Annotated in this window: 22 protein-coding genes; 12 read left to right on the top strand and 10 right to left on the bottom strand. The window is 72.6% G+C overall.

Annotated elements, in window-relative coordinates; all coding sequences use genetic code 11:
• Positions 1–2 precede the first annotated feature (2 nt).
• Entirely contained in the window at positions 3–842 is an 840-nt protein-coding gene (locus AB0959_RS06925) for an SDR family oxidoreductase (RefSeq protein ID WP_366825258.1), read from the bottom strand.
• 365 nt (positions 843–1,207) lie between these two features.
• Here AB0959_RS06925 and AB0959_RS06920 point away from each other — a divergent pair, with 365 nt between their 5' ends.
• A complete protein-coding gene (locus AB0959_RS06920) occupies positions 1,208–2,338 on the top strand; it encodes an ABC transporter substrate-binding protein (RefSeq protein WP_366825484.1) in 1,131 nt (376 codons plus the stop codon).
• Positions 2,339–2,468: 130 nt separating this feature from the next.
• Here AB0959_RS06920 and AB0959_RS06915 read toward each other — a convergent pair whose 3' ends face one another.
• Positions 2,469–3,140, bottom strand: a complete 672-nt coding sequence (locus AB0959_RS06915; protein WP_366825257.1) for a ScbR family autoregulator-binding transcription factor — start codon at positions 3,138–3,140, stop codon at positions 2,469–2,471.
• Between the two features lie 201 nt (positions 3,141–3,341).
• Here AB0959_RS06915 and AB0959_RS06910 point away from each other — a divergent pair, with 201 nt between their 5' ends.
• The 6 genes from AB0959_RS06910 (at position 3,342) to AB0959_RS06885 (ending at position 9,149) form a co-directional block, all read left to right on the top strand.
• Positions 3,342–4,376, top strand: coding sequence for a ScbA/BarX family gamma-butyrolactone biosynthesis protein (locus AB0959_RS06910; RefSeq protein WP_366825255.1), 1,035 nt, complete (start codon positions 3,342–3,344; stop codon positions 4,374–4,376).
• On the top strand, positions 4,370–5,503 hold the full coding sequence (locus AB0959_RS06905) for an oxidoreductase (RefSeq protein WP_366825254.1): 1,134 nt from the start codon (positions 4,370–4,372) through the stop codon (positions 5,501–5,503). The genes AB0959_RS06910 and AB0959_RS06905 overlap by 7 nt, the downstream gene beginning before the upstream one ends.
• Positions 5,500–6,201, top strand: coding sequence for an HAD-IB family hydrolase (locus AB0959_RS06900; protein ID WP_366825253.1), 702 nt, complete (start codon positions 5,500–5,502; stop codon positions 6,199–6,201). Before AB0959_RS06905 ends, AB0959_RS06900 begins: the two co-directional genes overlap by 4 nt.
• Before the next feature lie 144 nt (positions 6,202–6,345).
• The gene (locus AB0959_RS06895; protein WP_366825252.1) at positions 6,346–6,975 is read left to right on the top strand and encodes a TetR family transcriptional regulator; all 630 of its coding nucleotides are present in this window, start codon (positions 6,346–6,348) and stop codon (positions 6,973–6,975) included.
• Complete coding sequence (locus tag AB0959_RS06890) at positions 6,972–7,958, top strand: helix-turn-helix transcriptional regulator (protein ID WP_366825251.1); 987 nt, start codon at positions 6,972–6,974, stop codon at positions 7,956–7,958. Before AB0959_RS06895 ends, AB0959_RS06890 begins: the two co-directional genes overlap by 4 nt.
• A gap of 165 nt (positions 7,959–8,123) precedes the next feature.
• Positions 8,124–9,149 (top strand): enolase C-terminal domain-like protein, encoded by a 1,026-nt coding sequence (locus AB0959_RS06885; protein ID WP_366825249.1) that lies wholly within the window; start codon positions 8,124–8,126, stop codon positions 9,147–9,149.
• A 58-nt stretch (positions 9,150–9,207) separates the two neighbouring features.
• Here the strand turns inward: AB0959_RS06885 and AB0959_RS06880 are convergent, their stop codons facing one another.
• Entirely contained in the window at positions 9,208–9,348 is a 141-nt protein-coding gene (locus AB0959_RS06880; RefSeq protein WP_366825248.1) for a hypothetical protein, read from the bottom strand.
• Between the two features lie 329 nt (positions 9,349–9,677).
• On the opposite strand from AB0959_RS06880, the gene AB0959_RS06875 reads away from it, so the two are divergent.
• A complete protein-coding gene (locus AB0959_RS06875; protein ID WP_366825247.1) occupies positions 9,678–10,862 on the top strand; it encodes a pyruvate carboxyltransferase in 1,185 nt (394 codons plus the stop codon).
• 115 nt (positions 10,863–10,977) lie between these two features.
• A complete protein-coding gene (locus AB0959_RS06870) occupies positions 10,978–11,712 on the top strand; it encodes a response regulator transcription factor (protein WP_366825246.1) in 735 nt (244 codons plus the stop codon).
• 46 nt (positions 11,713–11,758) lie between these two features.
• Here AB0959_RS06870 and AB0959_RS06865 read toward each other — a convergent pair whose 3' ends face one another.
• Both AB0959_RS06865 and AB0959_RS06860 read right to left on the bottom strand, forming a co-directional pair.
• Positions 11,759–12,766 carry a TauD/TfdA family dioxygenase gene (locus AB0959_RS06865; protein WP_366825245.1) on the bottom strand — a complete coding sequence of 336 codons (1,008 nt, stop codon included), beginning with the start codon at positions 12,764–12,766 and terminating at the stop codon, positions 11,759–11,761.
• A 165-nt stretch (positions 12,767–12,931) separates the two neighbouring features.
• A complete protein-coding gene (locus AB0959_RS06860; RefSeq protein WP_366825243.1) occupies positions 12,932–13,774 on the bottom strand; it encodes a winged helix-turn-helix domain-containing protein in 843 nt (280 codons plus the stop codon).
• A gap of 64 nt (positions 13,775–13,838) precedes the next feature.
• On the opposite strand from AB0959_RS06860, the gene AB0959_RS06855 reads away from it, so the two are divergent.
• Positions 13,839–15,305: a DHA2 family efflux MFS transporter permease subunit gene (locus AB0959_RS06855; protein ID WP_366825242.1), complete on the top strand. Its 1,467-nt coding sequence runs from the start codon at positions 13,839–13,841 to the stop codon at positions 15,303–15,305.
• A gap of 119 nt (positions 15,306–15,424) precedes the next feature.
• Here the strand turns inward: AB0959_RS06855 and AB0959_RS06850 are convergent, their stop codons facing one another.
• Both AB0959_RS06850 and AB0959_RS06845 read right to left on the bottom strand, forming a co-directional pair.
• Positions 15,425–16,630, bottom strand: a complete 1,206-nt coding sequence (locus tag AB0959_RS06850; protein ID WP_366825241.1) for a pyridoxal phosphate-dependent aminotransferase — start codon at positions 16,628–16,630, stop codon at positions 15,425–15,427.
• Positions 16,627–17,304, bottom strand: a complete 678-nt coding sequence (locus tag AB0959_RS06845) for an isochorismatase family cysteine hydrolase (protein WP_366825240.1) — start codon at positions 17,302–17,304, stop codon at positions 16,627–16,629. The genes AB0959_RS06850 and AB0959_RS06845 overlap by 4 nt, the downstream gene beginning before the upstream one ends.
• A 149-nt stretch (positions 17,305–17,453) precedes the next feature.
• On the opposite strand from AB0959_RS06845, the gene AB0959_RS06840 reads away from it, so the two are divergent.
• Positions 17,454–19,340, top strand: a complete 1,887-nt coding sequence (locus AB0959_RS06840; RefSeq protein ID WP_366825239.1) for an FAD/NAD(P)-binding protein — start codon at positions 17,454–17,456, stop codon at positions 19,338–19,340.
• 108 nt (positions 19,341–19,448) lie between these two features.
• Entirely contained in the window at positions 19,449–19,859 is a 411-nt protein-coding gene (locus AB0959_RS06835) for a cupin domain-containing protein (protein WP_366825238.1), read from the top strand.
• Positions 19,860–19,884: 25 nt separating this feature from the next.
• On the opposite strand, the gene AB0959_RS06830 is transcribed toward AB0959_RS06835, so the two are convergent.
• From AB0959_RS06830 to leuC, 3 genes are read right to left on the bottom strand one after another with little or no spacing between them, the layout of a single operon-like run.
• Positions 19,885–20,784: a LysR family transcriptional regulator gene (locus tag AB0959_RS06830; RefSeq protein ID WP_366825237.1), complete on the bottom strand. Its 900-nt coding sequence runs from the start codon at positions 20,782–20,784 to the stop codon at positions 19,885–19,887.
• A complete protein-coding gene (leuD, locus tag AB0959_RS06825) occupies positions 20,781–21,398 on the bottom strand; it encodes a 3-isopropylmalate dehydratase small subunit (protein ID WP_366825236.1) in 618 nt (205 codons plus the stop codon). Before leuD ends, AB0959_RS06830 begins: the two co-directional genes overlap by 4 nt.
• A gap of 14 nt (positions 21,399–21,412) precedes the next feature.
• Positions 21,413–22,813: a 3-isopropylmalate dehydratase large subunit gene (gene leuC, locus AB0959_RS06820; RefSeq protein ID WP_366825235.1), complete on the bottom strand. Its 1,401-nt coding sequence runs from the start codon at positions 22,811–22,813 to the stop codon at positions 21,413–21,415.
• Between the last annotated feature and the right edge of the window lie 185 nt (positions 22,814–22,998).

Genomic DNA, 22,998 nt, shown 5'->3' with positions numbered 1-22,998 from the left:
GGTCAGCCTCCGGTGGCGAAGCCGGGGAAGAGCGTCATCCCGCCGTCTACGTAGAGGGTGGTGCCGACGACGTAGTCGAGCAGGTCGGAGGCCAGTGCGACGGCGGCGCTCGCGATGTCGTCAGGATCACCCACCCGCCGGTACGGGATGAGACGCAGCAGGTCGGCCTCGGCCTCGGGGGTGGACCAGGCGTCGCGGTTGATCGGTGTGCGGATGGCGCCGGGCGCGATCGCGTTGACCCTGATCCGTTCGGGGGCGAGCTCCTGGGCGAGCGTCTGCATCAGCATGGACACACCGCCCTTGGAGGAGGCGTAGTTCACGTGCCCCGACCACGGGATGATCTGGTGGACCGAGCTCATGCAGATGATCTTCCCGGCCGACCGGGACACCTCCTCCACCACACCGCGCCGCCGGAACTCCTTGGTGGCCTCCCGGGCGCACAGGAACTGACCGGTCAGGTTGACGTCGATGACCTTCTGCCACTGGGCGAGCGTCATGTCGGTCACCGCCGCGTCCCGCTGGAGGCCCGCGTTGGCCACCATGATGTCGATGGTGCCGAACTCCTCGACCATCCGGGCGACCATGGCGACCACCTGGTCCTCGTCGGACACGTCGGCCTCGTGGGCGTAGGCGCGGACCCCGAAGTCCTGGATCTGCTGGACGACCTTCTCGGCCTCCTCCGCACCGACGACGTAGTTCACCACGACGTCAGCCCCGGCCCGGCCCAGGGCCACGGCGGTGGCCAGGCCGATACCCGAGTTGGCGCCGGTCACCAGTGCCTTCTGGCCCTTGAGGAGCGGTACGGACATCGCTTGACGGCTGTCGTCGGCCTTTCCTGCCATCACGGTTACTCCTTCGGCGTTTCGGACGGCACGCATTGCCGGGAGCGGGCGACGCGCAGGGGAGTCCGAGGCGAACGGCCCACCCGTGCGGATGCAGGACGGAACAGGCCGGATGCAGGAGCCGTCGCATGCCCGGTGCCCCGACCAAAGCACCCTGCGCCGTGGACGGGCCGGACCGGCACACCGTGCGGCCGTATTCGGCCGGGCATGTCACACGGCCGGACTATGAGCTGTCACGGGGCCCCGCAGCGGAGGCGTCCTCCTGACCGACGCGCGATGTGAACAGGCGGGACAGCGGCCACCTGGCCCTCGGCCATGGCACACGACCTTTAATCGGTTGCCTGTTGGCGATGGCGGTGGTTGCAATGTCCGGCATGGTCAACCAGGTGCGCCCGCCACGGGGAGATGAAGAGGAACGGACCGACGGATCGTCCGTCCGGATCGGCGCTCTCGTTCCGCTGACCCGGCCCGGCTGGGCCGAGGCGGGCCGACACCTGCTCGCCGGACTCGAGCTGGCCGTTCGCGACGCCAATGACGGCGGCGGGATCGCCGGAAGGCCACTGGAGCTGGTGGTCCGGGACACCGCCGCTGATCCACAGAGGGCCGTGGCGGCCGTGGACGAACTGGCCGGTCTGGGCGTGGCCGCCTTGGCGGGGGAGTACCACAGCGTCGTCGCTCGCGCCGCTGCCGCCAGGGCCGACGCCCTCGGCCTGCCGTTCCTCTGCTCGTCGGCGGTCCTCGACGCGCTCACCGAACAGCCGACGGAACGGGTCGCGCGTCTCGCCCCGGCGCAGTCCCACGGCTGGCGGATCTACGCGGACTTCCTCCTCGGCGCGGGCCACCGTCGCGTCGCCGTAGCGGCCGAGCCGAGTGTCTACTGGGCGTCGGGGACCCGCATTCTGAGGGACCACCTCGCTCCGCGCGGCGGCACCGTCATCGAACTCGACATGCGCGCGCTCGATCCCGGGGCCCTGTGCGAGGAACTCGTCGACCATCGCGCGACAGCCCTCCTCCTTCTGGTCGGCAACCCGGAGCCGGCCGTGTCGATCGTCAGGTCCGTCCGCCGCGACGAGCGCCTCGCCGAGATCATGATCGGCGCTCCGGCCGGACAACCGGAGTTCGCCGCATGGGCGACGTCGCTGGGCGGCGACGGCGCCGCGATCCCGTTCCTGCGCTACCTGCCCGAGCGCCTCGGCCCACTCGGCACACGCGTCGGGACGGCCCTTCGCGAACGGCTGGCCGAAGCGCCCTCCTTCGTCGCCTTCGAGGGCTACGACACGGTCGCCGTCCTCGCCGATGTACTGCGTTCTCACGGCGTGGACCGGGCGCGCACCGCCGAGTCCTGGCCGAGCGTCGCCGTCGAAGGCACCCGCGGGCAGATCCAGTTCTCGCGCACGCCGGGCATCAGCGTGTGGCAGTGGGCCTGGACGCCGGTCCAAGTCGTCGACCGGGATCCGGCGGAACCCGGTCGCTTTCGGATCCTTCACGCCGGCTGAGAGGGCACAGAGGGATCAGGGCACAGGGATCAGGGCACAGGGCATCGAGGCGAGCTCGATGAGGTGCCGCGCCGTGCCGGCGGGCTCGGCGATTTGATGCGGGAGCTGCCGGGAACGGCGATGCCGCCCGTCAGGCGCGCAGGGCCGTGAAGATGAGGTTCCGGGTCTCGGCCCAGCGCTGGACGAGGTCCTTGCGGCGGTTGAGCCGTGCGGAGATGTGCTGGGTGCCGAAGAAGGCGGAGACGAGTGCGCAGGCCGCTGCCGAAGGTGTGACTCCGGGGCGCAGTTCGCCGGCCTCCTCCGATTCGACGAGGAGTTGTTCGAGCAGGCTGATCCAGCCGACGTAGGGCACGGGGAGTACGCCGTCGGGCAGGGGCTGTTCCATCTGCAGGCGTGCTCCGCCCTGGACGACGGAGTCGTCGCAGAAGGCTTCCGCGGTGCGGTCGAGCAGCTCCATCACGGTGTCCAGGGGGCCGAGCCCTTTGCTCTGGACGGACTCCAGGAGCAGGGGCCAGCGCTCGTAGTGCGCTTCCACGACCGCGATGGTGAGGGCTTCCTTGGTGGGGTAGTGGAAGTAGACCGCGCCCTTGGTCATGCCGACGCGGTCGGCGACGTCCTTGACGGACGTGCCTCCGTATCCGCGTTCGTCGAAGAGCTGGGCGGCCGCGTCGAGGATCTGTGTGCGGGTCTGGACGGCCCGTTCCTGGTGCAGTTCGGGGCTGCGCGCCTGGCGTGTGCGGCCGGGTGCCTGTCGAGGGCGCTCCGGTGCCGGGAACGTGGCCTGGCTCTTGCTGTACTCCACGTGTGCCTCCGCCTCTTGGTTCGTGTCCTTGCGTACCCGCGTGCCCCCGCGCCGTGCGGAAGGCGGTCTGGACCGTACCGAACGGCCATTGCAATATACCTTCCCGGAGGTATATTTTCGAATCGCCCGAACAATCGGTGACCGAGCACTACTCACGGTCACCGATGTCGTGGCGTGGCCGTTTCCAGGGGAGGGGAAAACGTGTACGACATCGACATGGCATCCATGGCGCCCATAGCGCCCACGACGTCCGGTGCCGGGAATGTGGACCAGGGCGGCGATTCCCATGTTCCGCGCACTCTGGTGCACAAGACCGCGGACGCCGAGGTCCTGCTCTTAGCCGTCCGCCCACTGGGCGGGGACCGTTACGCGGTCAGCGGGCGCTGGCCCGACGATCACCTGCTGCACCACCGGGGGGCCGACGGCAGACGTGACTCGCTCGTGGTCGTGGAGACGATGCGGCAGGCGGGGATCTGCATCTCCCACCGCTTCTACGGTGTTCCGGAGGGCCACGCGTTCGTCCTGCACGGCTTCGAGTTCCACCTGGACGCGCCGCTGCGGGACAGCGGTGAGGGGGCCGACGTGGTCTTCGACGTCGAGGTGCGCCGTGTGCCGGGCAGTTCGCGCCGCGTGCGGCTGGAGTCCGAGGCGGCCATCGTCGTCGGCGGCCGTGTCGTGGGCCGGGCCGCCATGCGCTGGGACGCTCTGCCGCCCGCGCAGTACGCCCTCGTGCGCAGCCGCAGCGCCGCGGCGGCCGCGCCCTTCGACGTCATCGACCCCGTCGTGGAGGCGCGGGTGCTGTCGCCGGCCGCTGTCGGCCGCGACCGTGACGACGCCGTGCTGCTGGCGGACACGGGTGACACCGCGTCGGGATGGCGGCTGAGGGGGGAGACCGGCCACCCCGCCCTGTTCGACCACGGCAGCGACCACGTCCCGGGCATGGTGCTCGTGGAGGCGTTCCGGCAGGCCTGCCTGGTCCGCGCCGCGCAGGATGTCTCGGGGGACGCCTCGGGGGACGCTTCGAGGGACTGGGCGGTCGACTCCGTGCAGGCGTCGTTCCTGGCGTTCGGCGAGCTGGGACAGCCCGTGACGATCGTCGCGGAGCCCGAAGGGCCCGGCAGTTACCGGCTGGCGGCCCAGCAGGGTCCGCGCACCCTGGCCACCGCGCTGGTCCAGGGCGGTACGGCCACCCGGCCGGACGCCCTCATGGCGGGGGCCGGTGTTGCCGCGTGCTGAGCGATCTGGGCAAGACGCTGGATGTCGCCCGCGAGGACCGGGCGCTGCTGGACGAGGCCTGCCGGCTCACCGACCGGCTCGCCGACTCTCTGGTGACGAACGGGTTCGCACGGCACTTCGTCCCCACGCGCTGGGGCGGCGGGGCCGGTACGTTCACCGCGCTGCTGGACGCGGTCTCGCTGCTGGCGGAGACGTGCGCGTCCACCGCCTGGTGCGCCGCGCGGTACGCGGCGCACGGCAGGCTCGCCGCCTATCTGCCCGAGGACGGACAGCAGGAGGTGTGGGGCGACGGGCCGGACGTGTGTGTGGCCGCGTCCGTGGTGCCGCCGCAGGGCAGTGCCGTACCGGTGGACGGCGGCTGGCGGCTGACCGGCAGGTGGAGGATGGCCAGCGGCGTCGACCAGGCCGACTGGGTGCTGCTCGCCTCCTGGGCGCCGGCCGACGGTGACGCGTCTGCCGACGGCGACGCGCCGGGCGGGGCGACGGAGCACCGGATCTTCGCCGTACGGCGCTCGGAGGTGAAGGTGCTGCCCACCTGGCGCCCGGTGGGGATGCGGGGGACCGGCAGCAACACCGTCGAGGCCGACGTCCTCGTCCCCGGCCACCTCAGCTTCTCGCTGCGTGATCTCGCCCGCGTCCAGCCGCACGCCGCACGCTGCCACACCGTGCCGTTTCCCCTGGTGGCCGCCCTGATCTTCGCGGCACCGGTGCTGGGGGCCGCCGAGGGAGCGCTGCGTTCCTGGTGGGACGAGCAGGCCGCCCGGACACTCCCTGACAACGCTGTCGCCGCCCAGCAGCAGGTGCTGGCCAGGGCGTCCGCGCACATCCAGTGCGCCCGCCTGCTCCTGGAGCGGGCCGCGCAGCGCGCCGACCACGCAGTGGTGACGCCCGTGCTCGTCGCCGAGAACCAGCGCGACGTCGTCGTGGCGGTGGAACTGTGCGGCGCGGCCGTGGACGAGATCTTCCGTACCGCGGGGTCGCGGGCCCTCGACGAGGACGACGCGCTGCAGCGCCACTGGCGGGACATCACCACGGCGCGCGCCCACGGCACCCTCAAGTTCGCCCCGGCGGCCGCCCACTACGCGGACGCCCTGCGCACGGCGCGAGCCGCAGAGGGGGCGCGGTGAGCGGGCGCATCGCCTTCTTCGACGTGGACGAGACGCTGCTCGCGGACAAGAGCATGCTGAGCTTCTGGCACTTCTGGTCCGCGTGGCCCTCAGGCACGGGCCGCCCGCCGGTCACCCGGCCGAGCACCGGCGGCGCCGACCGGGAGACCCTGAACCGCGCCTACTTCGCGCTCTTCGCCGGGGCGTACCGGTCCTCGCTGGAGGCAGCGGCCCGCCAGTGGTACGCGCGCTACCGCGGCGGCCCGCAGGCCTATCTGTCCGAGACCCTGCGGGCTCTGCGGGACCACCAGCGAGAGGGCGACGAGGTGGTGCTCGTGACCGGCTCGGGCGCGGCCCTGGTCCAGCCCGTCGCCGACGATCTCGGTGTGCGCCACGTGCTGGCCACCGAGCAACTCGCCGACGCCGCCGGAGTTCTGACCGGTGAGGTCCGCCGGCCCATGATCGGGGCGGCCAAGGCCGAGGCGGCGGCCGGCCTCATCGGCAGCCTCGGCGCCCGCGCGCGGGACTGCTGGGCCTACGGCGACCACGCCACCGATCTGGCGATGCTGTCGCTGGTGGGACGGCCCGTGGTCGTCGGCGAGGACCCCGTCCTCGCGGCGCACGGGACCGGGCGGGGCTGGCGCTTCCTGAGTGCGCGGACCGGGCCCCGCTTCGACAGGGGTGCTGTTCGACGGGAGTGTGGTGCTCCGGTGAGCTGAACCGTCCTGCCCTGACCGGCCGTTGAGGTCGGCCAGGGCAGGACCCTCCTCCAAAAAAATACCTTCGGGAGGGTATTTTGTTGCCATGGGTTTCTGGAACTGGGAAGACCGGAGCAGGCGGCGGGCGGATGCGAGGCACCTCCGATGACTCAGGAACGGTCGGTGCGCACCCGCCGTCTGCTCCTGCGCGCCGCGGCCGGCGAGTTCGCCGCGCACGGCTACACCGGCGCTCGCCTGCAGACGGTGGTCGACCGGATCGGCATGACCAAAGGCGCCCTGTACGGCCACTTCACCTCCAAGGACGACCTGGCCCGGGCCGTGGCCGCCGAGGCCGTCCGAGCCTGGGAGGTGCTGCGCGGGGAGCTGTCCGCCGCGGCGCCGGACGCCGGGACGGAACTGCGGCTGATGGCCGAGCGGCTGGTCCGGCTGATGGACGACGACCCCGTCTTCCGAGCCGCCGTCCGGCTCACCGCGGAAGGCCACCGGGGCCACTCGGAGCGCGACCTGCTCGCGACGGTCGCGGCCCACACCACGGCGCTCGTCCGGCGCGCCCAGGACCAGCAGGCTCTCTCCGCCGACCACCCGGCCGTCGTCCTCGCCGATCTGGTCACCGCCGCCATCTTCGCGGGCGCCCGGTCGGGTGCCGCGTCCGCCACCGCCCGCCGCACACGGCTGGACGGGCTCTGGGAACTGCTCGGCCCGGGCGGCCCGCGATGCCGCCCGCCGTCGCACCCCCCACAGATCAGTCGTAGAGAGGCAGCGGACGGAAAATGAGCACACCGGCCATCGGACCCCAGGCCCTGAGGCTCTTCGAGTACGCCTCGGCCCGCGGCGACTGGACCGTGGGCAGCGCCTGCGAGCAACTGGACACCACCGTCGAGGAGGTCGAGCGGGCCCGCCGCCAACTGATCACCCTCGGCCTGCTCGTGGAGTCCGGCGACGGGGAGTCGGCCGCCGCGGCCACCTCTCCGGAGGCCGCGCTGCTGCGGCTGCTCACCGCCGAGGAGGAGGCGGCGGCCCGCCTGACCGACCAGATCCGCCGCACCCGCCAGCAGATCGACGCGATGCGCGAGGTGTTCCTGCCGCTGCACACGGCCCGCAGCAGCGGGCTCAGCGGTGACGTGGTCACCGGGTCCGACCGGATCGCGCGGGTGCTCGGCGACACCGCCGACATGGCGACCTCGGAGATCCTCAGCATGCACCCCGGCCCCGTCATGCCGCCGGAGGTGCTCACGCAGGGGCTGCGGCGCGACCGGCAGGTCCTCGACCGCGGTGTGAGCATGCGGGTCATCCACCTGCGGCCGATGACCCGCATCGTCTACTCGATGACCCATCTGCACGAGCTGCGCACGGCGGGCGCGCAGGTGCGGATCGCCGACATGGTGCCGTTCCGCTTCATCCTGGCCGATCGCGTGCAGGCCCTGGTGCCCGCGCTGCACACCCCTTCCAGCAACGCCCTGATGGTGCTGCGCGGCGAGGCCGTCACCGCCCTGCTGGTCAAGGTCTTCGAGATGTGCTGGGCCTTCGCGGCACCTCTGGAACCGGCCGGCACCGACGAGGAACTGGGGCTCACCTCCCAGCAGTTGTGGGTGCTGCGGCTGATGTCCACCGGACGCAAGGACGAGGCGATCGCCCGTGAACTCGGCGTCTCCGTACGGACGCTGCGCCGTGTCATGGCCGACCTGATGGCGCAGCTCGGCGTGGAGAGCCGCTTCCAGGCGGGCATCACGGCCGCGAAGAGGGGGCTTCTCGACTGAGAGGGCTTCTCGACGAAGGGCTTCTCGACCAGCTGGTGTGAAAGTCCCGTACGGCTGTCCGCTACCGGCCACGCCGCAGGGTGCCGCGCCCCGAACCTGGCAGTTCGCTCCCGCGCCTCGCACGATGGGCCCTCAGGCAGAGACGTCGGCGAGTCAGGAGCCCTCGTGTTGGACCCCGCGTTCCTCCGGTCCCTGACAGGGACACCGATGCGGGTCCGGTGTGCCGTTCTGCCCGCCCGGCTGTCCGGTGCGTGGCCCGCGCCGGGCGCGGGCGAATGGGCCGTGCTGCGGGTGACCCTGGCCAACGCGGGCAGCGCCGGGCAGGGGGAGGCGACACTCGTGCCGTGCGTGGACGGGCACGGACCCGGCGTGCTGCGCGAACAGCTCGCCGCCGCTCAGGACGGCCTGGAGCGGATGATCAGCCCGGTGGAACTCCCCGGGCTCCTGCCGCCGGGCCCCCTGCGCAGCGCCCTGGACCTGGCGCTGTGGGATCTGCTTGCCAAACGCAGCGGGCAGCGCGCCTGGAAGCTGCTCGGGATGCCACCGCCGCGACCGGTGCCCGCCATCCGCACCGTCCCGCTGGTGGCCCCGGACCTGCTGCGGGAGGAACTGCGGGACAGCGAGGGCTTCGCGTTCCTGCGGCTGAAGCTCGGCGGGGGCGACGTCGCCGACGACCTCGTCCGGCTGGCGGCCGTGCGCCGCCTGCGGCCCGACGCCTGGCTGATGGCCGACGCCGGTGGCGCCTGGGACCTGGACCGGCTCCGCCGGATGCTGCCGGTCCTCAAGGCCCACGGCGTACGGCTGCTCGAACAGCCGCTGCCGCAGGCCGAGTCCGGCGCCCTGGCCGCGCTGCGCCGCCCCTTCCCGATCATCACGGGCCTGGCGTACGGGCAGAGCGCCGATCTGGAGCGCCTGGGGGCCCGCTATGACGGGATCAGCCTCAGGCTCGACGCCGTCGGAGGTCTGACGGCGGCCCTCGGCATCATGGAACAGGCCGGCCAGCGGGGCCTCGTGGTGCTGCTCGACTCGCCCCCGGCGACCGCCCTGTCCTGCGCGGCCGTGCTGCACGCCGCACCGGGAGCCGACTACGTCAACCTGCCGCGGTGGCTGCGCGCACCCGGGGACGGCGCCGCCCGGCCACGGGTGGAGGGCGGGATGCTCATCCCGCCCTCCGCGCTCCTGTGGGGGTAGGCCCTCGCCCGAGCCCTCGCCCGAGGCCTCGCCCGCGGTCTCGCCCGCGACGAGGTTCTCAGCCCCAGATCAAGTCGTCGTCCGAGGGCGGTCCCACCTCCCGGACCGCCGGCCCGGAGGGGACGGCCGCGGTGCGGGCCGCGAGCAGACGAACGATCCGGGCCTTCGGTTCGGCCACGACCGGACGGGAGTCGTACATGAGAGGTGCTCCTTCTATTCGAGACGGCGTGACGTGCCCGAGCTGAAAGATCAGGCGCAAATTCAGTGCCTTCGACAAGACTTTCGCATTCCGCCTCCACCTCTCCCAAGCGGTGGAGCTGACCCGGAAGTGACGTGGCCCCGACCGGCCATGGAACCAGCCGCGGTTCCAACAATGCGAAAAGATCTTCCGAGTGCCCGGGCGGCCGTTCGACCCATGCGGGTCATGTCCCACAGCGGCCAGGGCGACCGGCCCCCGGCCGTCGGAACGCGCCTTAGTCTCACCGATGTTGAGCTGCGCGAGCAGCATCGGGCGAGGAAAGGGACAGCATGTCAGTGACACCGGATTCACGCCGCGTTTCCATTTTCGACACCACGCTCCGCGACGGTGAGCAGGCGCCTGGAAACGCGATGAATCCACAGCAGAAACTCGATATCGCACTGCGCATAGAAGCGCTGGGCGCCGATTACATCGAATCCGGGTTTCCGGCCTCGTCGCCCAGTGAGTTCCAGGCCACCAGACTCATTTCCCGGAACCTGAGCTCGGCGCGCTTCACCACTTTCTGCCGGGCGGTGCGGTCCGATGTGGACACGGCCGTCGCGGCGGGCGGCACCGAGCGCCACCAGGTGCAGATCATGGCCACCGGCAGCGACCTGCACCTGCTGCACAAGCGGGGCATCAGCCGCGCCCAGGCCGTCCACGAGGTCGCCGACACCGTCGCCCACGCGTACGCCCTCGGCGTCGAGGAGGTGTCCGTCGGCATCGAGGACGCCAGCCGCGGCGAGCACGACCTGCTGCGCGACATCGCCCTGGGGGCCGTCGAGGCGGGGGCCGTCTGCTTCGCCGTCGCCGACACCTCCGGATGCCACCTGCCGCAGGAGTACGGGGCGCTGATCGCCACGTTCCGCTCCTGGCTGCCCGAGGGCGTCCGCGTCGCCACCCACTGCCACGACGACTTCGGGCTCTCCCTGGCCAACGCGGTGGCGGGACTGCAGGCCGGCGCCGACGAGGTGCAGGTCACGCTCGGCGGCATCGGTGAGCGTGCGGGCAACACCCCGCTGGAGGAACTGGCCGCACTGCTCACCTACAAGGGCGTCCTGCTCGGCCTGCACACCGACATCGACGTGGCCGGGATGTACGAGGCCTACACCGCGCTCCGCGCCGCGATCGGCCTGGAGGAGCCGCGCAACAAGGCGATCTTCGGCACGTACGCGTTCGGCACGGCCGCCGGCATCCACCAGCAGGGCATGCTGCGCAACCCGGCGACGTACGAGTACGTGGAACCCGCCCGCTTCGGCCGCGAGCGCTCGTTGCTGATCGGACGGCACTCGGGCCGGGCGGTGCTGCGCCACATCCTCGACGAGCTGCACATCGACGTCAGCGAGGAGGAGTTGGTGGAGCTCTACCAGGTGCACATCGCCGAGCGCACCGGCGGCGACTGCGAGGACATCGGCGTCGTCAGGGACCGCCTCGCGCGGGAGCTGACGGTCCGGCGGCAGCCCGCCGCAGCCTGAGCGGCGCCCTGGCCGGGGCGGGTGGGGCGGCCGGCCCCGGCCAGGGCGTCTTTCGGCGGCGTCCTTCGGCGCACGCCGCGAAGTGATGACGAGGACGAGGAGACCGGGTGTGGAGATGACCGTGCGAAGCGCCGGTGACGGCCGTGTCCTGTTGTACGAGCTGTACGAGCCCGAGGCCCCCGATGCCGGCGTCCTGGTCGCCGACGCCGACCCGGTGTCCCGGCACGTCCTCGCCGGGGCGCTCGACCAGGCGGACGGGATCAGGGTGCTGGCCACGGCCGACAGCGGCCGGCCGCTGCACCGCTGGCCCCTGAGCGGCGTCGACGTCGTCGTGCTCGCCGACGCGTTCCGGCCCCGGCCGGCCTCGCTCGTACCCGAGCTGGTGCACAAAGGGGTGCGCGTGCTGCTGCTGGACACGCGGTGGACGGCGCCCACGCTCGGCGCCGCGCTGGTCGCGGGCTGCTCGGGCGCGCTGGTCAAGGACACGGCCATCGGCCGGCTCGCGGCCGCGGTACGGGCGGCGGCCGCCGGGTACGTGGTGGTGTCGCCGGAGCTCGTCGGCCTGTGGTCGCCGCCGGCCCGTACGGCCGCTGCCGCCCCCGTCCTCCCGCGCGGCGACCGCTCGGCGGGCCTGCGCCTGCGCTCCCTGACGGAGCGGGAACGCGAGGTGCTCACCCTGCTCGCGGAGGGCCTGTCCACCCGTGAGGCGGCCCGGCGCCTGAAGGTCACCCCGGCGACCGTCAAGAGCCATGTGTCGCACGCGCTGACGAAACTGTCCGTCCGCAACCGCCTGGAGGCGGTCCTGCTGATGCGCCGGGCCCTGGACGAGGACCGCCCACCGTGGTCGTGACGCTGGGGCGCGGCCCACGCACCGGGGGCGGGCCGCGCCCGGCGGGTCAGTCGCCCACGCGGCCGCGTACGCCGTCCAGCCAGCGGTCGGCGTGGCGGTCGGCGGCCGCCTCGTCACGGAAGGCGTAGGTCTTCAGCAGCCAGCGCTGCCGTGCCCTCGCGGGATCGTTGATCTCCATCTTGTCGCGGCTGTGCAGACCGTCCTGGTTGGCGAAGACGAACAGGTCGCCGGTCCGGATGCGGTGGCGGGTCTTGTCCGCGCGTACCAGGGCGTCCTTCAGCGCCAGCAACGCGTCCTTCGCCGCCTCACCCGCCCCCGGGGCGGCCGTCGTGCAGGTGTCCAGGTAGCGGAAACTGTGGTGGTTCTCCAGGATCGGGTGGACCTCGGAGACGGTCAGTTCCTCGTTGTTGTCCCGCGAGAACACGTCGAACGGCGTGACGAACTGGGCCGTCCTCAGCTGCCTCTGCTCCTCGTCACTCAGATGGGCGAGCAGGTCGCGCCCGTCGACGAACCCCGTGTAGATGAAGTCGCCTTCGGGGCAGTGCATGCCGAGCAGCGAGATGAAGTCAGCCCGGACCGGGTGGGCGGTGCGGTCGTTGTGGTAGACCAACTCGCTGTCGCTGAAGCCCGTCTGCATCCCGCTGTAGCGGTTGATGGCGACGACGTCCGTGAAGAAGTCCCCGTTGAAGCGGGTCGCGTACGACAACAGCGGGGTCTTCACCAGTTGGGCGAAGAGCTCCAGGAACGCCTCGGCGACGAACGTCTTCTTCCGCGCGTGTTTGTCCGCGACCGGGTCGTCCAGGTCCAGCAGCGGGATCTCCTCGTCCAGCGGGCAGTTGCGCAGCACGTGCGCTTCCAGGGTGCCCGTCGTGCGATCGGCACGGACACGCGCGCAGACGTCGCCGAGGAAGGCGGGCACCTCGCCGCGCGCGATCAGGTCACCGACGGCGCGTGAGAAGCCCTCGTAGTCCTCGTACGGGTTCTTGGACACGCCGCGCAGCACGGTGGTGAGCTGCTCGCGCTCCGGGTCGGACAGTGCGTAGATGGGTTCCATGCCCCGAGCCTCGCCGCGGGCCCGCCGCCCGGCATCGGCCGTCGGAGGAGGGAGTCGGGTCCGTGTACGCCGATGTCGTATCCGCTCTCCACCGAAGTGGAGGGCGCAGTGGTGGCGCGTACGACATCGGGGAACGGTGACGCGGTGGCACGGGCGCCCGGGCGGCTACGTGAGCATCAGCCCGAGCGTCCGTTCCAGGCCGGCGGCACCCTCGTCCGTCAGGTGCACCACCCTGGGCGCGGCTCCCCACCGCACCCAGCCGAGGTCGAACAGGCGCGTGGTGAGCGTCGCGCCGAGCCCGCCGGCCAGGTGGTGCTGATGCTCGCTCCAGTCGACGCAGTAGCGGATGGCGGGGCGGCGCGGCGGCAGCCGGTCCGTGTCGACGCCCAGCCCGGCGAGAATCACCTTGCCCTCGCCGGTGAGCTCGTAGGAGATGTCGCGTCCGTACGACGACGGCCGGTCCCGTACCGCCTGGTCGGGCCGGTGGATGCCGTCATGGCCGGTGAGCACGCCGTGGTCGAGCAGCGCCTGCATCAGGGCCACGCCGAGCCGCCCGGCCAGATGGTCGTAGCAGGTCCTGGAGCGGTGCAGGGCGTTGGTGCGGTTGCTCTGCTTCAGTGACGTGATCGCCAGCGGCGGGGCGATCAGGGCCAGTGCCTCCAGGGCGGCGCTCACGTCCGGTCCGAAGAGCCGGTAGTAGCGGTGCCGGCCGCGTTGTTCGACGGTGACGAACTCTCCCTTGACGAGCTTGGCGAGATGCGCGCTGGCCGTGGCGGCGCCGATCCCCGCCTCCTGGGCCAGCGCGCTCGCCGGCAGGGCGCGGCCGTCGGCCAGGCACTTCAGGATGCGGGCGCGCGACGGGTCGGCGATCAGGGCGGCGGCGCGGGCGATGTCGGTCTGCTGCTTGAGCGGCTCGTGGGTCTCGTACGGCTCGTACGGCTCGTACGGTTTGTGCGGCTCGGCCGGGCCGCGAGTCGGCTCCCGCGGGGAGCGAGGGGCTTTCGGCATGACGTCAGCGTACGACAACGACACTTCGCTGAGTGGCGAAGTATCCGGACTCGATGCTGGTGTCATGACCACCACCGACATCCCCGCAGGTGCCGGCGCCGCCCCCGCCCCGGCGCCCGCCGCCCCCGCCCCGGCCGCCCGGCCCGCCCTCGCCCTGCCCCCACTGATCGCTCTCAGCCTCGGCTACTTCCTGGTGATGCTGGACGTCACCGTCGTCAACGTCGCCGTCCCCGACATCCGCACCGCCCTGAACACCGGGGCCTCCGGGTTGCAGTGGATCGTCGACGGCTACAGCACCGTCTTCGCCGGGCTGCTGCTCCTCGGCGGCACGCTCGCCGACCGGCTCGGACACCGCCGGATGTTCCTCGCCGGGCTCGGCGTCTTCACGGCGGCCTCCCTGGCCTGCGGCCTCGCCGGCACGTCGGGCCTGCTGATCGCCGGGCGACTCGCCCAGGGCGCGGGCGCCGCGCTGCTCGTCCCCGCCTCGCTCGCCCTGCTGCAGAGCAGTTACCCCGACCGGGCGGTGCGGGCCCGGGCCATCGCCGTGTGGGGAGCGGTCGCCTCCATCGCCTTCGGCGCCGGGCCCGCGGTGGGCGGACTCCTCGTGGCCGGGCTCGACTGGCGCTTCGTGTTCTGGCTGAACCTGCCGGTCGGCGCGCTCGCCGTCGTCCTCACCCTGCGCCACATGCCGGCCTCCGCGGCCAAGGCCCCGGCCCGCAGGATGGACTGGACCGGTCAGGTCCTGGGCCTCGTCGGCCTCGTCGCGCTCGCCGGTGGCCTGAACGAGGCGGGCTCGCACGGCTGGACCTCCTCGCTGGTGCTGTCGGCCTTCGCCGCCGGTGCCGTGTGTCTGGCGGCCTTCGCGGTGGTGGAGCGGGCCCTGGAGAGGCGTGACCGGGTGGGTGACGGCGAGCGGGCGCCCCTGCTGCCGCCGTCCCTGTTCCGCTCGGGCGCCTTCACCGGCACCGCCGCGATCGGCATGCTGATCAGCCTCGGCTACTACGGCATGCTCTTCCTGACGACCCTGTACTTCCAGCAGGAGCGCGGCTTCTCCGTCCTGACCAGCGGCCTGGCGCTGCTGCCGTCGGTGTGCATGGGGCTGGTCGCCGCCCCGCTGTTCAGCCGCCTGGCCGCCCGCACCGGTCCCTACGTCCCGATGGCCGGCGGGCTCGCCCTGGGCACCCTGGGGTTCCTCGGCTGGCTGACCGCCGGACCGGAAACCCCGTACCCCGTGCTGCTATTCGCCCTGATCGCGACCGGGCTCGGCCAGACCATGACCGCCCTGGCCGCCACCGCCGCCATCATCGAGGCGGCCCCCGCCTCCGGCGCGGGCATCGCCTCCGCCGTCTTCAACGTCGCCCGGCAGGTCGGCAGTGCCGTCGGCGTGGCCCTGTTCGGCACCCTCGCCGCCGCGGCGGGCGACTTCACCTCGGGGCTGCGCATGTCGGCGGGCATCGCGGCGGGCGCCTTCGCCGTCGGCACGGTGCTCGCCCTGGGCGCCCGGCGCCGCGCCGCCGGGCGCACCGACTGAGGACGGCGGGGCAGGCCCGGCCGGGCGTGTCACGACGGTCGCCGTGGTGGTCCATGGGCGGCGATCGTCGTGACACGCGGCCGGTGCGGCCGGGCGGAGAGGGGGGGAGGGGGAGGGCGTCAGCCGCGGTCGGCCAGTGCCCCTTGCATCCGGTCGGCCGCCGCCCGTCCCATCCGGTCCAGCGCCGTCCGCAGCACCTTCGGCGACGTGGCGAACGACAGGCGGACGAAGCCCTCACCGCCCGGCCCGAACGCCGAGCCCGGCATCACGGCCACCTCCGCCTCCCGCAGCAGCCACTCCGCGAACGACGCCGAGTCCGCGAACCCCGTGCCGCGCACGTCGGCGAAGGCGTAGAACGCCCCCTCCGGCGGGGAACAGGACACCCCCGGCAGCGAGTTCAGACCCCGCACGAGGAGATCCCGGCGTGCCGCGTACTGCGCGGTCATCTCCTCGACCGGCTCCTGCGGGCCGGTGAGCGCCGCGATCCCTCCCCGCTGCACGAACGACGCGGTGCAGCCCACCGTGTGCTGCACCACCTTCAGCAGCTGCGCCATCAGATCCGGGGGACCGGCCGCGTACCCGAGGCGCCAGCCCGTCATCGCATGGCCCTTGGAGAAGCCGTTCACCGTGATCGTGCGGTCGGCGCAGCCCGGCACCGCGGCCAAACTGAGGTGGGAGCGGCCGTCGTAGAGGATCTTCTCGTAGATCTCGTCCGTGATCAGCAGCACGTCGTGCTCCACCGCGAACCGGCTGATCGCCCCCGCCTCCTCGGCGGTCAGTGACCGGCCCGTCGGATTGTTGGGCGAGTTGACCAGCAGCGCCTTCGTCCGCGGGGAGACGTGCCGCTCCAGCAGCTCGGCGGTGATCCGGAAACCGTCCGCACCGTCGAGGGGCACCTGCACCGGCCGCGCGCCGATCAGCCGCGCCATCTCCGTGTAGCTGACCCAGCTCGGCGTCGGCACGAGCAGCTCGTCGCCGGGGTCGAGCACCGTCACCAGCGCGGCGAACAGGGCGTGTTTGGCCGACGGTGTGACGACGACGCCGTCGGCCGCGTCGACCACGACCCCGTTGTCCTCGGCGAGCTTCTCGGAGACGGCCTCCAACAGGCCGGGGAGGCCACGGCTCGGGGTGTAGTGCGTGAAACCACCACGCAGCGCGCCCACCGCCTCGTCCACGACATGGTCGGCGGTGTCGAAATCCGGGTCGCCGCCGCCCAGGTCCACCACGTCCGCTCCCCGCGCGCGCAACCGCGCCACCATGTCGAAGACCGCGTACGTCGCCGATGGCTGCACGGCGCCGAACCGGGCCGCTGCTCGCGTCCTCATGTGCTCGGGCTCCGTCCCGCGTCCGCCATCGGCGCACCCGAGACCGGCGCACCCGAGACCGGCGCACCCGGCACCGACCGCACCGCCGGCAGCGCGTCGGCGACCGTCGTGACCGTGGCGATCCGGGAGAGGATCTTCAGCGCCGCGTCGTGGATCTCCGCGTCACCGGCGAGCGTCGCGTCCTCCAGGATCCGCACCCGGTAGTCCCGGTCGTGGGCGGCCTGCGCGGCCGTGAGCACGACCAGCTCGGTGGAGACACCGGTGAGCAGCAGGGTGTCGACGCCGGCCGTGCGCAGCAGGATGTCGAGGTTCGTGCCGTGGAAGGGGCTGACGCGGTGCTTGACGACCACCGGCTCCCCGGGCCGCGGCGCGAGCGCGTCGTGCACCTGGGTCGCCCACGTCCCGAGCAGGAGACGGCCGTCGTCCTTCGCCTTCTCGAAGACCGGCGAGGCGGCGGGCCACTCCGGATAGCCGGGGGAGAAACCGACGACGACGTGGATCACCGGTATGTCCGCCGCGCGGGCCCGTGCGATCGCGTCGGCGGCACGCTCCAGTACTCCGCGCTCGTGCGCCTGCGCGCCGTATCCGTCGGCGGCGTACTTGCCGTCCGGATGCACGATCTCGTTGATGAGGTCCATCACCAGGAGCGCCGGGCAGCCGGCAGTGAGGTCCATTTCTTTTCTCTTCCCTTCCCTTACGTCGAGACATCGAATTGCATGAAGAACTCTCATGCGAAGCATCAATGAATTCGTGTTGAACCGCCCATACGGAAACTCCTATCTTCGGGATGCGACAGGGAAACCGCAGCCGGAAGGTGCAGGAAATGAAGGTGGCAATTGTCGGCAGTGGCCCGCGCGGAGTGTCCGTCCTGGAGCGCATGGCGGCGCGCCTCGCCGAGGGCCCGGTGAGCGAGGCCACGGACATCTACCTCATCGACTCCCACCGCATAGGCACCGGCCGGATCTGGCGCACCGACCAGCCCCACTGGTTCCTGATGAACACGGTCGCCGACGAGGTCTCCGCGTTCTCGGGGCAGCCGGACGGCGGCCGGGCCAGACCCGGCGCCGGCCCGTCGCTCGCACAGTGGTGGAGTTCCGTCGACCCCGCATACCCGGGGCGCAACAGTTACGCACCGCGCGCCCTCCACGGCCGCTATATGCGGTTCGTTCTCGAAACGATCGAGAAGAACCTCCCTGGAAAAGTCCGGCTGATATCCGTCAGGGCGACGGTCGACGCGCTTCGGCGTGACCGCGGGAGATACCGGCTTTCCCTCGAGGACGGCACCCGCCTGACCGCCGACCGCGTCGTGCTGACCACCGGACACACCACTCCCGAGCTCACCGGCAACCAGCGCCGCCTGGCCGCCCACGCCGCCCGCCACCCCCACCTGCGCTACATCGCGGGCGACAGCGCGGCCGACATGCCGCTGGAGGAGATTCCCGCGGGATCGGCGGTCGGCGTCCTCGGGCTCGGCCTGTCCTTCTACGACGTGATGGCCGCGCTCACCGAAGGGCGCGGCGGACGCTTCGAGGAGGACGGCTCCGGCCGGCTCCGCTACCGGCCGCGCGGCACCGAACCGCTCATCGTGGCCGGTTCCCGCAGCGGCATGCCCCTGCCCGCCCGCGGCCGCAACCAGAAGCACCACGACCACCGCCACGACCACGCGCTGTTCACCACCGAACGCGTCCTGGCCCGCGGCCGCCACGGCGCGCTCTCGTTCGCCGACGACGCACTGCCATGGCTGCTCGCCGAGGTCGACCTCGTCTACTACGCCACGACACTGATCGCCCGGGGGCAGCCGGAGAAGGCCGCGGCCTTCGAGGCGGAGGTGGTGGCCGCGGCCGAGACCGGTGTGCCCGACGTCGTCGCCGTCGCCGCCGGGTACGGCCTCGCCGACGTGCCCCGCATCGACCTGGACGCGCAGGCCCGCCCCTTCGCCGGACGGCACTTCGCCGGCCCCGAGGAGTTCACGCGGGCCCTGACCGGCGCGCTCGCCGAGGACCTGGCGCACGCCGAGGCCGGCAACGTCGACGACCCGCTCAAGGCCGCGCTCGACGTCATCCGCGACTCCCGCGCCGTGATCCGCTCCCTGGTCGACTTCGCGGGGCTCACGCCCGTCTCGCACCGCGAGGACTTCCTCGGCTGGTACGTGCCCCGCAGCTCCTTCCTCGCCGCGGGGCCACCGCGGATGCGGCTGCGGCAGGTCAGCGCGCTGCTGGGCTGCGGTGTGCTGCGCGTCGCCGGCCCCGATACCCGCTTCCGCCCGCACACTTCGGGGCGCTTCGCCGTTCACTCGCCCTACGTGGTGGGCTCCGAAGTCCTCGTGGACACCGTCATCGACGCCCGCGTACCCGTGCCCGACGTGCGCCTCGACCCGCACCCCCTCACCCGCGACCTGCGCGAACAGGGCATCTGGACCTCGTACGTCAACCACGGCACGGACGGCGACCGCTTCGACACCGGCGGCGTCGCCGTGACCGGTTCCCCCTTCCACCCCGTGGACCGCTCCGGCCGGCCCGACCGCGGCCTGTACGTCCTGGGCATCCCCACCGAGCACACCCGCTGGTTCATGCAGGGCGGCAGCAGCAGACCCGGGTTCTGGACGGATTTCGTGCAGAACGCGGACGCCATCGCCGCCGACGTGACCGCCCCCGTCCGCGTCCCCCACCCCCGGCGGGACGAGGCCCCCCTCGCCGCCCGCCCGGCCTGACCGACCGCCTCTTCCCGGCCCCGCCCCGCACCCCGACCGCGCCCCGCACCCCGACCGCGTCCCACACCCAGACCGCGTCCCGCCCGACCCCGGAAAGCGAGCATCCCCATGTCCGTCGTCACCCGTCCCGCCGCCGTCGCCGTCCCGCCCCAGAAACGCGCCGTCACCGTCCTGCGCGACATCTTCGACCCGCTCGGCCTGGACTCCCTGCGCTGGGAACGCTGGGAGGAGCCCGGCCGCGCCGGGGTCGACGTGTACCGCCTCTACGTCACCGACGGCGCCGCCCCGGGCGCCGCGATGATCACGCGGATGGCACCCGGCGCCCACGGCGACCTGCACGAGCACCTCGGATACGAGCTGATCCTGGTCCTGGAGGGGGAGTTGTACAACGACAACGGCGACCGGTACCGGCCCGGAGACCTCGTCGTCGAGCAGCCCGGCAGCATCCACCGGGTCAGCACCGACACCGGCTGCACCGTGCTCGGCGTCCGCCACGCGCCGACCCGTCCCGTGTCCTGACCCCTCGCCCGCGGGGCACACGCCCCTACTGCACGGCAACGGGAACCCTCCGCCAGTCGCTGCGCAGCGCCAGGGACCGCGCGGCGTGCACGAAGGCCTCCACGACGGGGGAGTCCCGCGTCTCCGGGCGCATACCGATGCCCAGGTGCCGTACGACGGCGGGGGCCAGCGGCAGCACCCGGACCTCCGGCAGCGCCAGGGGCAGGGCGAGCCACGGGATGACGCTCGTGCCGAGCCCGGCGGCGACCATCGCAAGGAGCGCGTTGATGTCCCGCACCTGGTGACTGACCGTGGGCTCCAGGCCGGCCGTGCCGAACGCGGCGCGCACCATCGCCTCGACACCGCCGACCGGCATCAGGAACGGCTCCCTTGCCAGCTCCCTGATGGTCAGTTCCGGCCGCAGGGCCAGCGGGTGGTGCACGGGCAGCACGGCGAACATCTCGTCCTGCAGCAACGGTGCCGTGGCCAGGCCCCGCTTGGGCAGGGACACGATGCCGATGTCGACACCGTGCCCCCGCAGCCACTGGGCGATCTGCATGTCGCTGCCCTCGCGCAGCTCGACCAGGAGCCGCGGATAACGCACCTGCAGTTCGGACATGAGGGCGGGAAGCAGCCGGGCCGCGAAGCTCTGGCTGGTGCCGATCCGCAGGACGCCCTCGGGTTCCGCCCGCACACCGCGCACCGCCAGCCGTACCCGCTCCGCCTGCGCCACCACGGCCCGCGCGGGCTCCAGGGCGCGGCGCCCGGCGTCGGTCAGCTCCACCCCGGAGCGGTCCCGCACCATCAGCGTCGCGCCGAGGTCCGCCTCCAGACCGGCGATGGCGTGGCTGACGGCGGACTGGCTGACGCCCAGGGCGCGGGCGGCGTTCGTGAAGGTGCCGGTGTCGGCGATCGCGACGAACGCGGCGCACTGGGCGAGCTTCACGGCGCCACCACCCCGGGAGTCACGGATCCACGGGTGACCGGCAGCGCGGGCCGCCGCCCCGCCTCGTAGCGGGCGATGTCCGCCTCGAACCGCAGGGTGTCGGCGATCTGGTCGAGACCGCCCAGCAGCCTGCGCCGCGCGTCCTCCTCGACGTCGAAGGGCTCCGCGAGGCCGGCGCACCGCACCTCACGGCTCTCCAGGTCGACGGTGACCTCGGTGCGCGCGTCGGCCTCCGTCAGCTCCCACAGCCGCTCCACCGCCCGGGCCGGCAGGACGACGGCCAGCAGGCCGTTCACCAGCGCGTTGCCGCGGAAGATGTCGCCGTACCGGGGCGCGATGACCGCCCTGAACCCGTGGTCCTTCAGGGCCCACACCGCGTACTCGCGCGACGAGCCGGTCCCGAAGTCGCGGCCGGCGACGAGGACGCTGGCGCCCTCGCGTTCGGGCCGGTCCAGGACGAAGCCGGGCTCGGCGCGCCAGTCGGCGAACAGCGCGTCGGCGTGCCCGGTGCGGCGGGTGCTCGCGCAGAAACGGGCGGGGATGATCTGGTCGGTGTCGACGTCCGTGCGGCGCAGCGGTACCGCCGTGCCGGTGTGCACGGTGAACTTCTCCATGGTCGGGCTCCGTCTCACAGATCGGCGGGCGAGGACAGGCGTCCGGTGACCGCGGTGGCCGCGGCCACAGCCGGCGAGACGATGTGCGTGCGCGACGCACGGCCCTGCCTGCCCTCGAAGTTGCGGTTGTTGGTGGAGGCGGCGCGCTGCCCCGGCAGCAGCCGGTCCTCGTTGAGCGCCGCGCACATCGAACAGCCCGCGCCCGCCCGGAAGTCGGCGCCCGCCTCGGTGAACACCCGGTCCAGTCCCTCCTCGACGGCCTGCCGTCGCACCCGCGCCGAGCCGGGCACGATCATCATGTGCAGGCCGTCGGCGACCCTCCGGCCGCGCAGCACGTCCGCGGCGGCGCGCAGGTCCTCGATACGGCCGTTGGTGCACGAGCCGAGGAAGACGGTGTCCACGGTGACGTCCCGCAGCGCCGTGCCGGGCCGCAGATCCATGTAGGACAGGGCGCGTTCGGCCGCGGCGCGCTCCGTGCCGGGCGCGAAGTCGCGGGGAGCCGGCACCCGTCCGTCCAGCGGGACGCTTTGCGCGGGGTTGGTGCCCCAGGAGACGTAGGGGCTCAAGCCGCGCGCGTCGAGGGTGACGGCCTTGTCGAAGCCGGCGTCGGCGTCACTTGCCAGGCCGCGCCAGTACGCGACCTCGCGGTCGAAGTCGGCCCCGCCCGGCATGCCCGGGCAGCGGGCGAGGTACGCGAACGTCGTCTCGTCGGGGGCGACCATCCCGGCCCGCGATCCGGCCTCCACCGACATGTTGCACAGCGTCATCCGCGCTTCCATCGACAGGGCCCGCACGCCCTCGCCGCGGTACTCGATGATGTGGCCCTGACCGCCCGCGGTACCCACCCGGGCGATCAGCGCGAGCACGAGGTCCTTGGCGCTCACTCCCGCGGGAAGGGTGCCGTCGACGGTGACGGACATGCCCTTCGGCCGCCGCATCGGCAGCGTCTGGGTGGCGAGCACGTGCTCGACCTGGCTGGAGCCGATCCCGAAGGCCAGTGCGCCGAAGGCGCCGAGCGTCGTGGTGTGCGAGTCGCAGCACACGATCGTCATCCCCGGCCGCACCAGGCCCAGTTCGGGCGCGATGACGTGAACGATGCCCTGGTCCCGGTCGCCGAAGCGGTGCAACGGGATGCCGAACTCGGCGCAGTTGGAACGCATCAGCTCCGCCTGCCGGCGGCCCTCGCGGTCCTTGATGATCCGGTCGAGCGCCAGCGTCGGTGTGTTGTGGTCCTCGGTGCCCAGCGTCAACTCCGGCCGGCGGACGGTGCGTCCGGCGCCGCGCAGCCGGTCGAACGCCTGCGGCGTGTTCACCTCGTGCAGCAGCTGCAGATCGATGTACAGCAGATCGTCGCCACCGCTCGCACGCCGCACCACATGGGCGTCCCACGTCTTCTGCGCCAGTGTTCTGCCCATGGTCTCCCTCACGTCACCGCCGGTCGCTGCCGCCACGTCGATCATCGGGCGTCGCGGGCCCCTCGGCACCGGCCGGCGGCTGGCCGCGGGGGGCCTGACCGGTGGGGGCCACAGCGGGCCGCGACATGTGAGAGCCCCGCGACATACGAGAGCCCCGTGCCGTGCGGAGCGTCGCTCCGCACGGC

This window comes from Streptomyces sp. NPDC046862 (genome assembly GCF_040704615.1).
Lineage (GTDB): Bacteria > Actinomycetota > Actinomycetes > Streptomycetales > Streptomycetaceae > Streptomyces.
Note: the sequence above shows the minus strand (reverse complement) of the source record. Positions and strands in the feature narration are given on the sequence as shown.

Excerpts from the sequence above, each read along its gene's own strand:
- AB0959_RS06855 (WP_366825242.1), top strand. The coding sequence starts at position 13,839 with ATGACCACCACCGACATCCCCGCAGGTGCCGGCGCCGCCCCCGCCCCG.
- AB0959_RS06835 (WP_366825238.1), top strand. The coding sequence starts at position 19,449 with ATGTCCGTCGTCACCCGTCCCGCCGCCGTCGCCGTCCCGCCCCAGAAA.
- leuC (WP_366825235.1), bottom strand. The coding sequence starts at position 22,813 with ATGGGCAGAACACTGGCGCAGAAGACGTGGGACGCCCATGTGGTGCGG.
- AB0959_RS06870 (WP_366825246.1), top strand. The coding sequence starts at position 10,978 with ATGACCGTGCGAAGCGCCGGTGACGGCCGTGTCCTGTTGTACGAGCTG.
- AB0959_RS06860 (WP_366825243.1), bottom strand. The coding sequence starts at position 13,774 with ATGCCGAAAGCCCCTCGCTCCCCGCGGGAGCCGACTCGCGGCCCGGCC.
- AB0959_RS06845 (WP_366825240.1), bottom strand. The coding sequence starts at position 17,304 with ATGGACCTCACTGCCGGCTGCCCGGCGCTCCTGGTGATGGACCTCATC.
- AB0959_RS06880 (WP_366825248.1), bottom strand. The coding sequence starts at position 9,348 with ATGTACGACTCCCGTCCGGTCGTGGCCGAACCGAAGGCCCGGATCGTT.
- AB0959_RS06920 (WP_366825484.1), top strand. The coding sequence starts at position 1,208 with ATGTCCGGCATGGTCAACCAGGTGCGCCCGCCACGGGGAGATGAAGAG.
- AB0959_RS06850 (WP_366825241.1), bottom strand. The coding sequence starts at position 16,630 with ATGAGGACGCGAGCAGCGGCCCGGTTCGGCGCCGTGCAGCCATCGGCG.
- AB0959_RS06890 (WP_366825251.1), top strand. The coding sequence starts at position 6,972 with ATGAGCACACCGGCCATCGGACCCCAGGCCCTGAGGCTCTTCGAGTAC.
- AB0959_RS06865 (WP_366825245.1), bottom strand. The coding sequence starts at position 12,766 with ATGGAACCCATCTACGCACTGTCCGACCCGGAGCGCGAGCAGCTCACC.
- AB0959_RS06925 (WP_366825258.1), bottom strand. The coding sequence starts at position 842 with ATGGCAGGAAAGGCCGACGACAGCCGTCAAGCGATGTCCGTACCGCTC.
- AB0959_RS06875 (WP_366825247.1), top strand. The coding sequence starts at position 9,678 with ATGTCAGTGACACCGGATTCACGCCGCGTTTCCATTTTCGACACCACG.
- AB0959_RS06895 (WP_366825252.1), top strand. The coding sequence starts at position 6,346 with ATGACTCAGGAACGGTCGGTGCGCACCCGCCGTCTGCTCCTGCGCGCC.
- leuD (WP_366825236.1), bottom strand. The coding sequence starts at position 21,398 with ATGGAGAAGTTCACCGTGCACACCGGCACGGCGGTACCGCTGCGCCGC.
- AB0959_RS06840 (WP_366825239.1), top strand. The coding sequence starts at position 17,454 with ATGAAGGTGGCAATTGTCGGCAGTGGCCCGCGCGGAGTGTCCGTCCTG.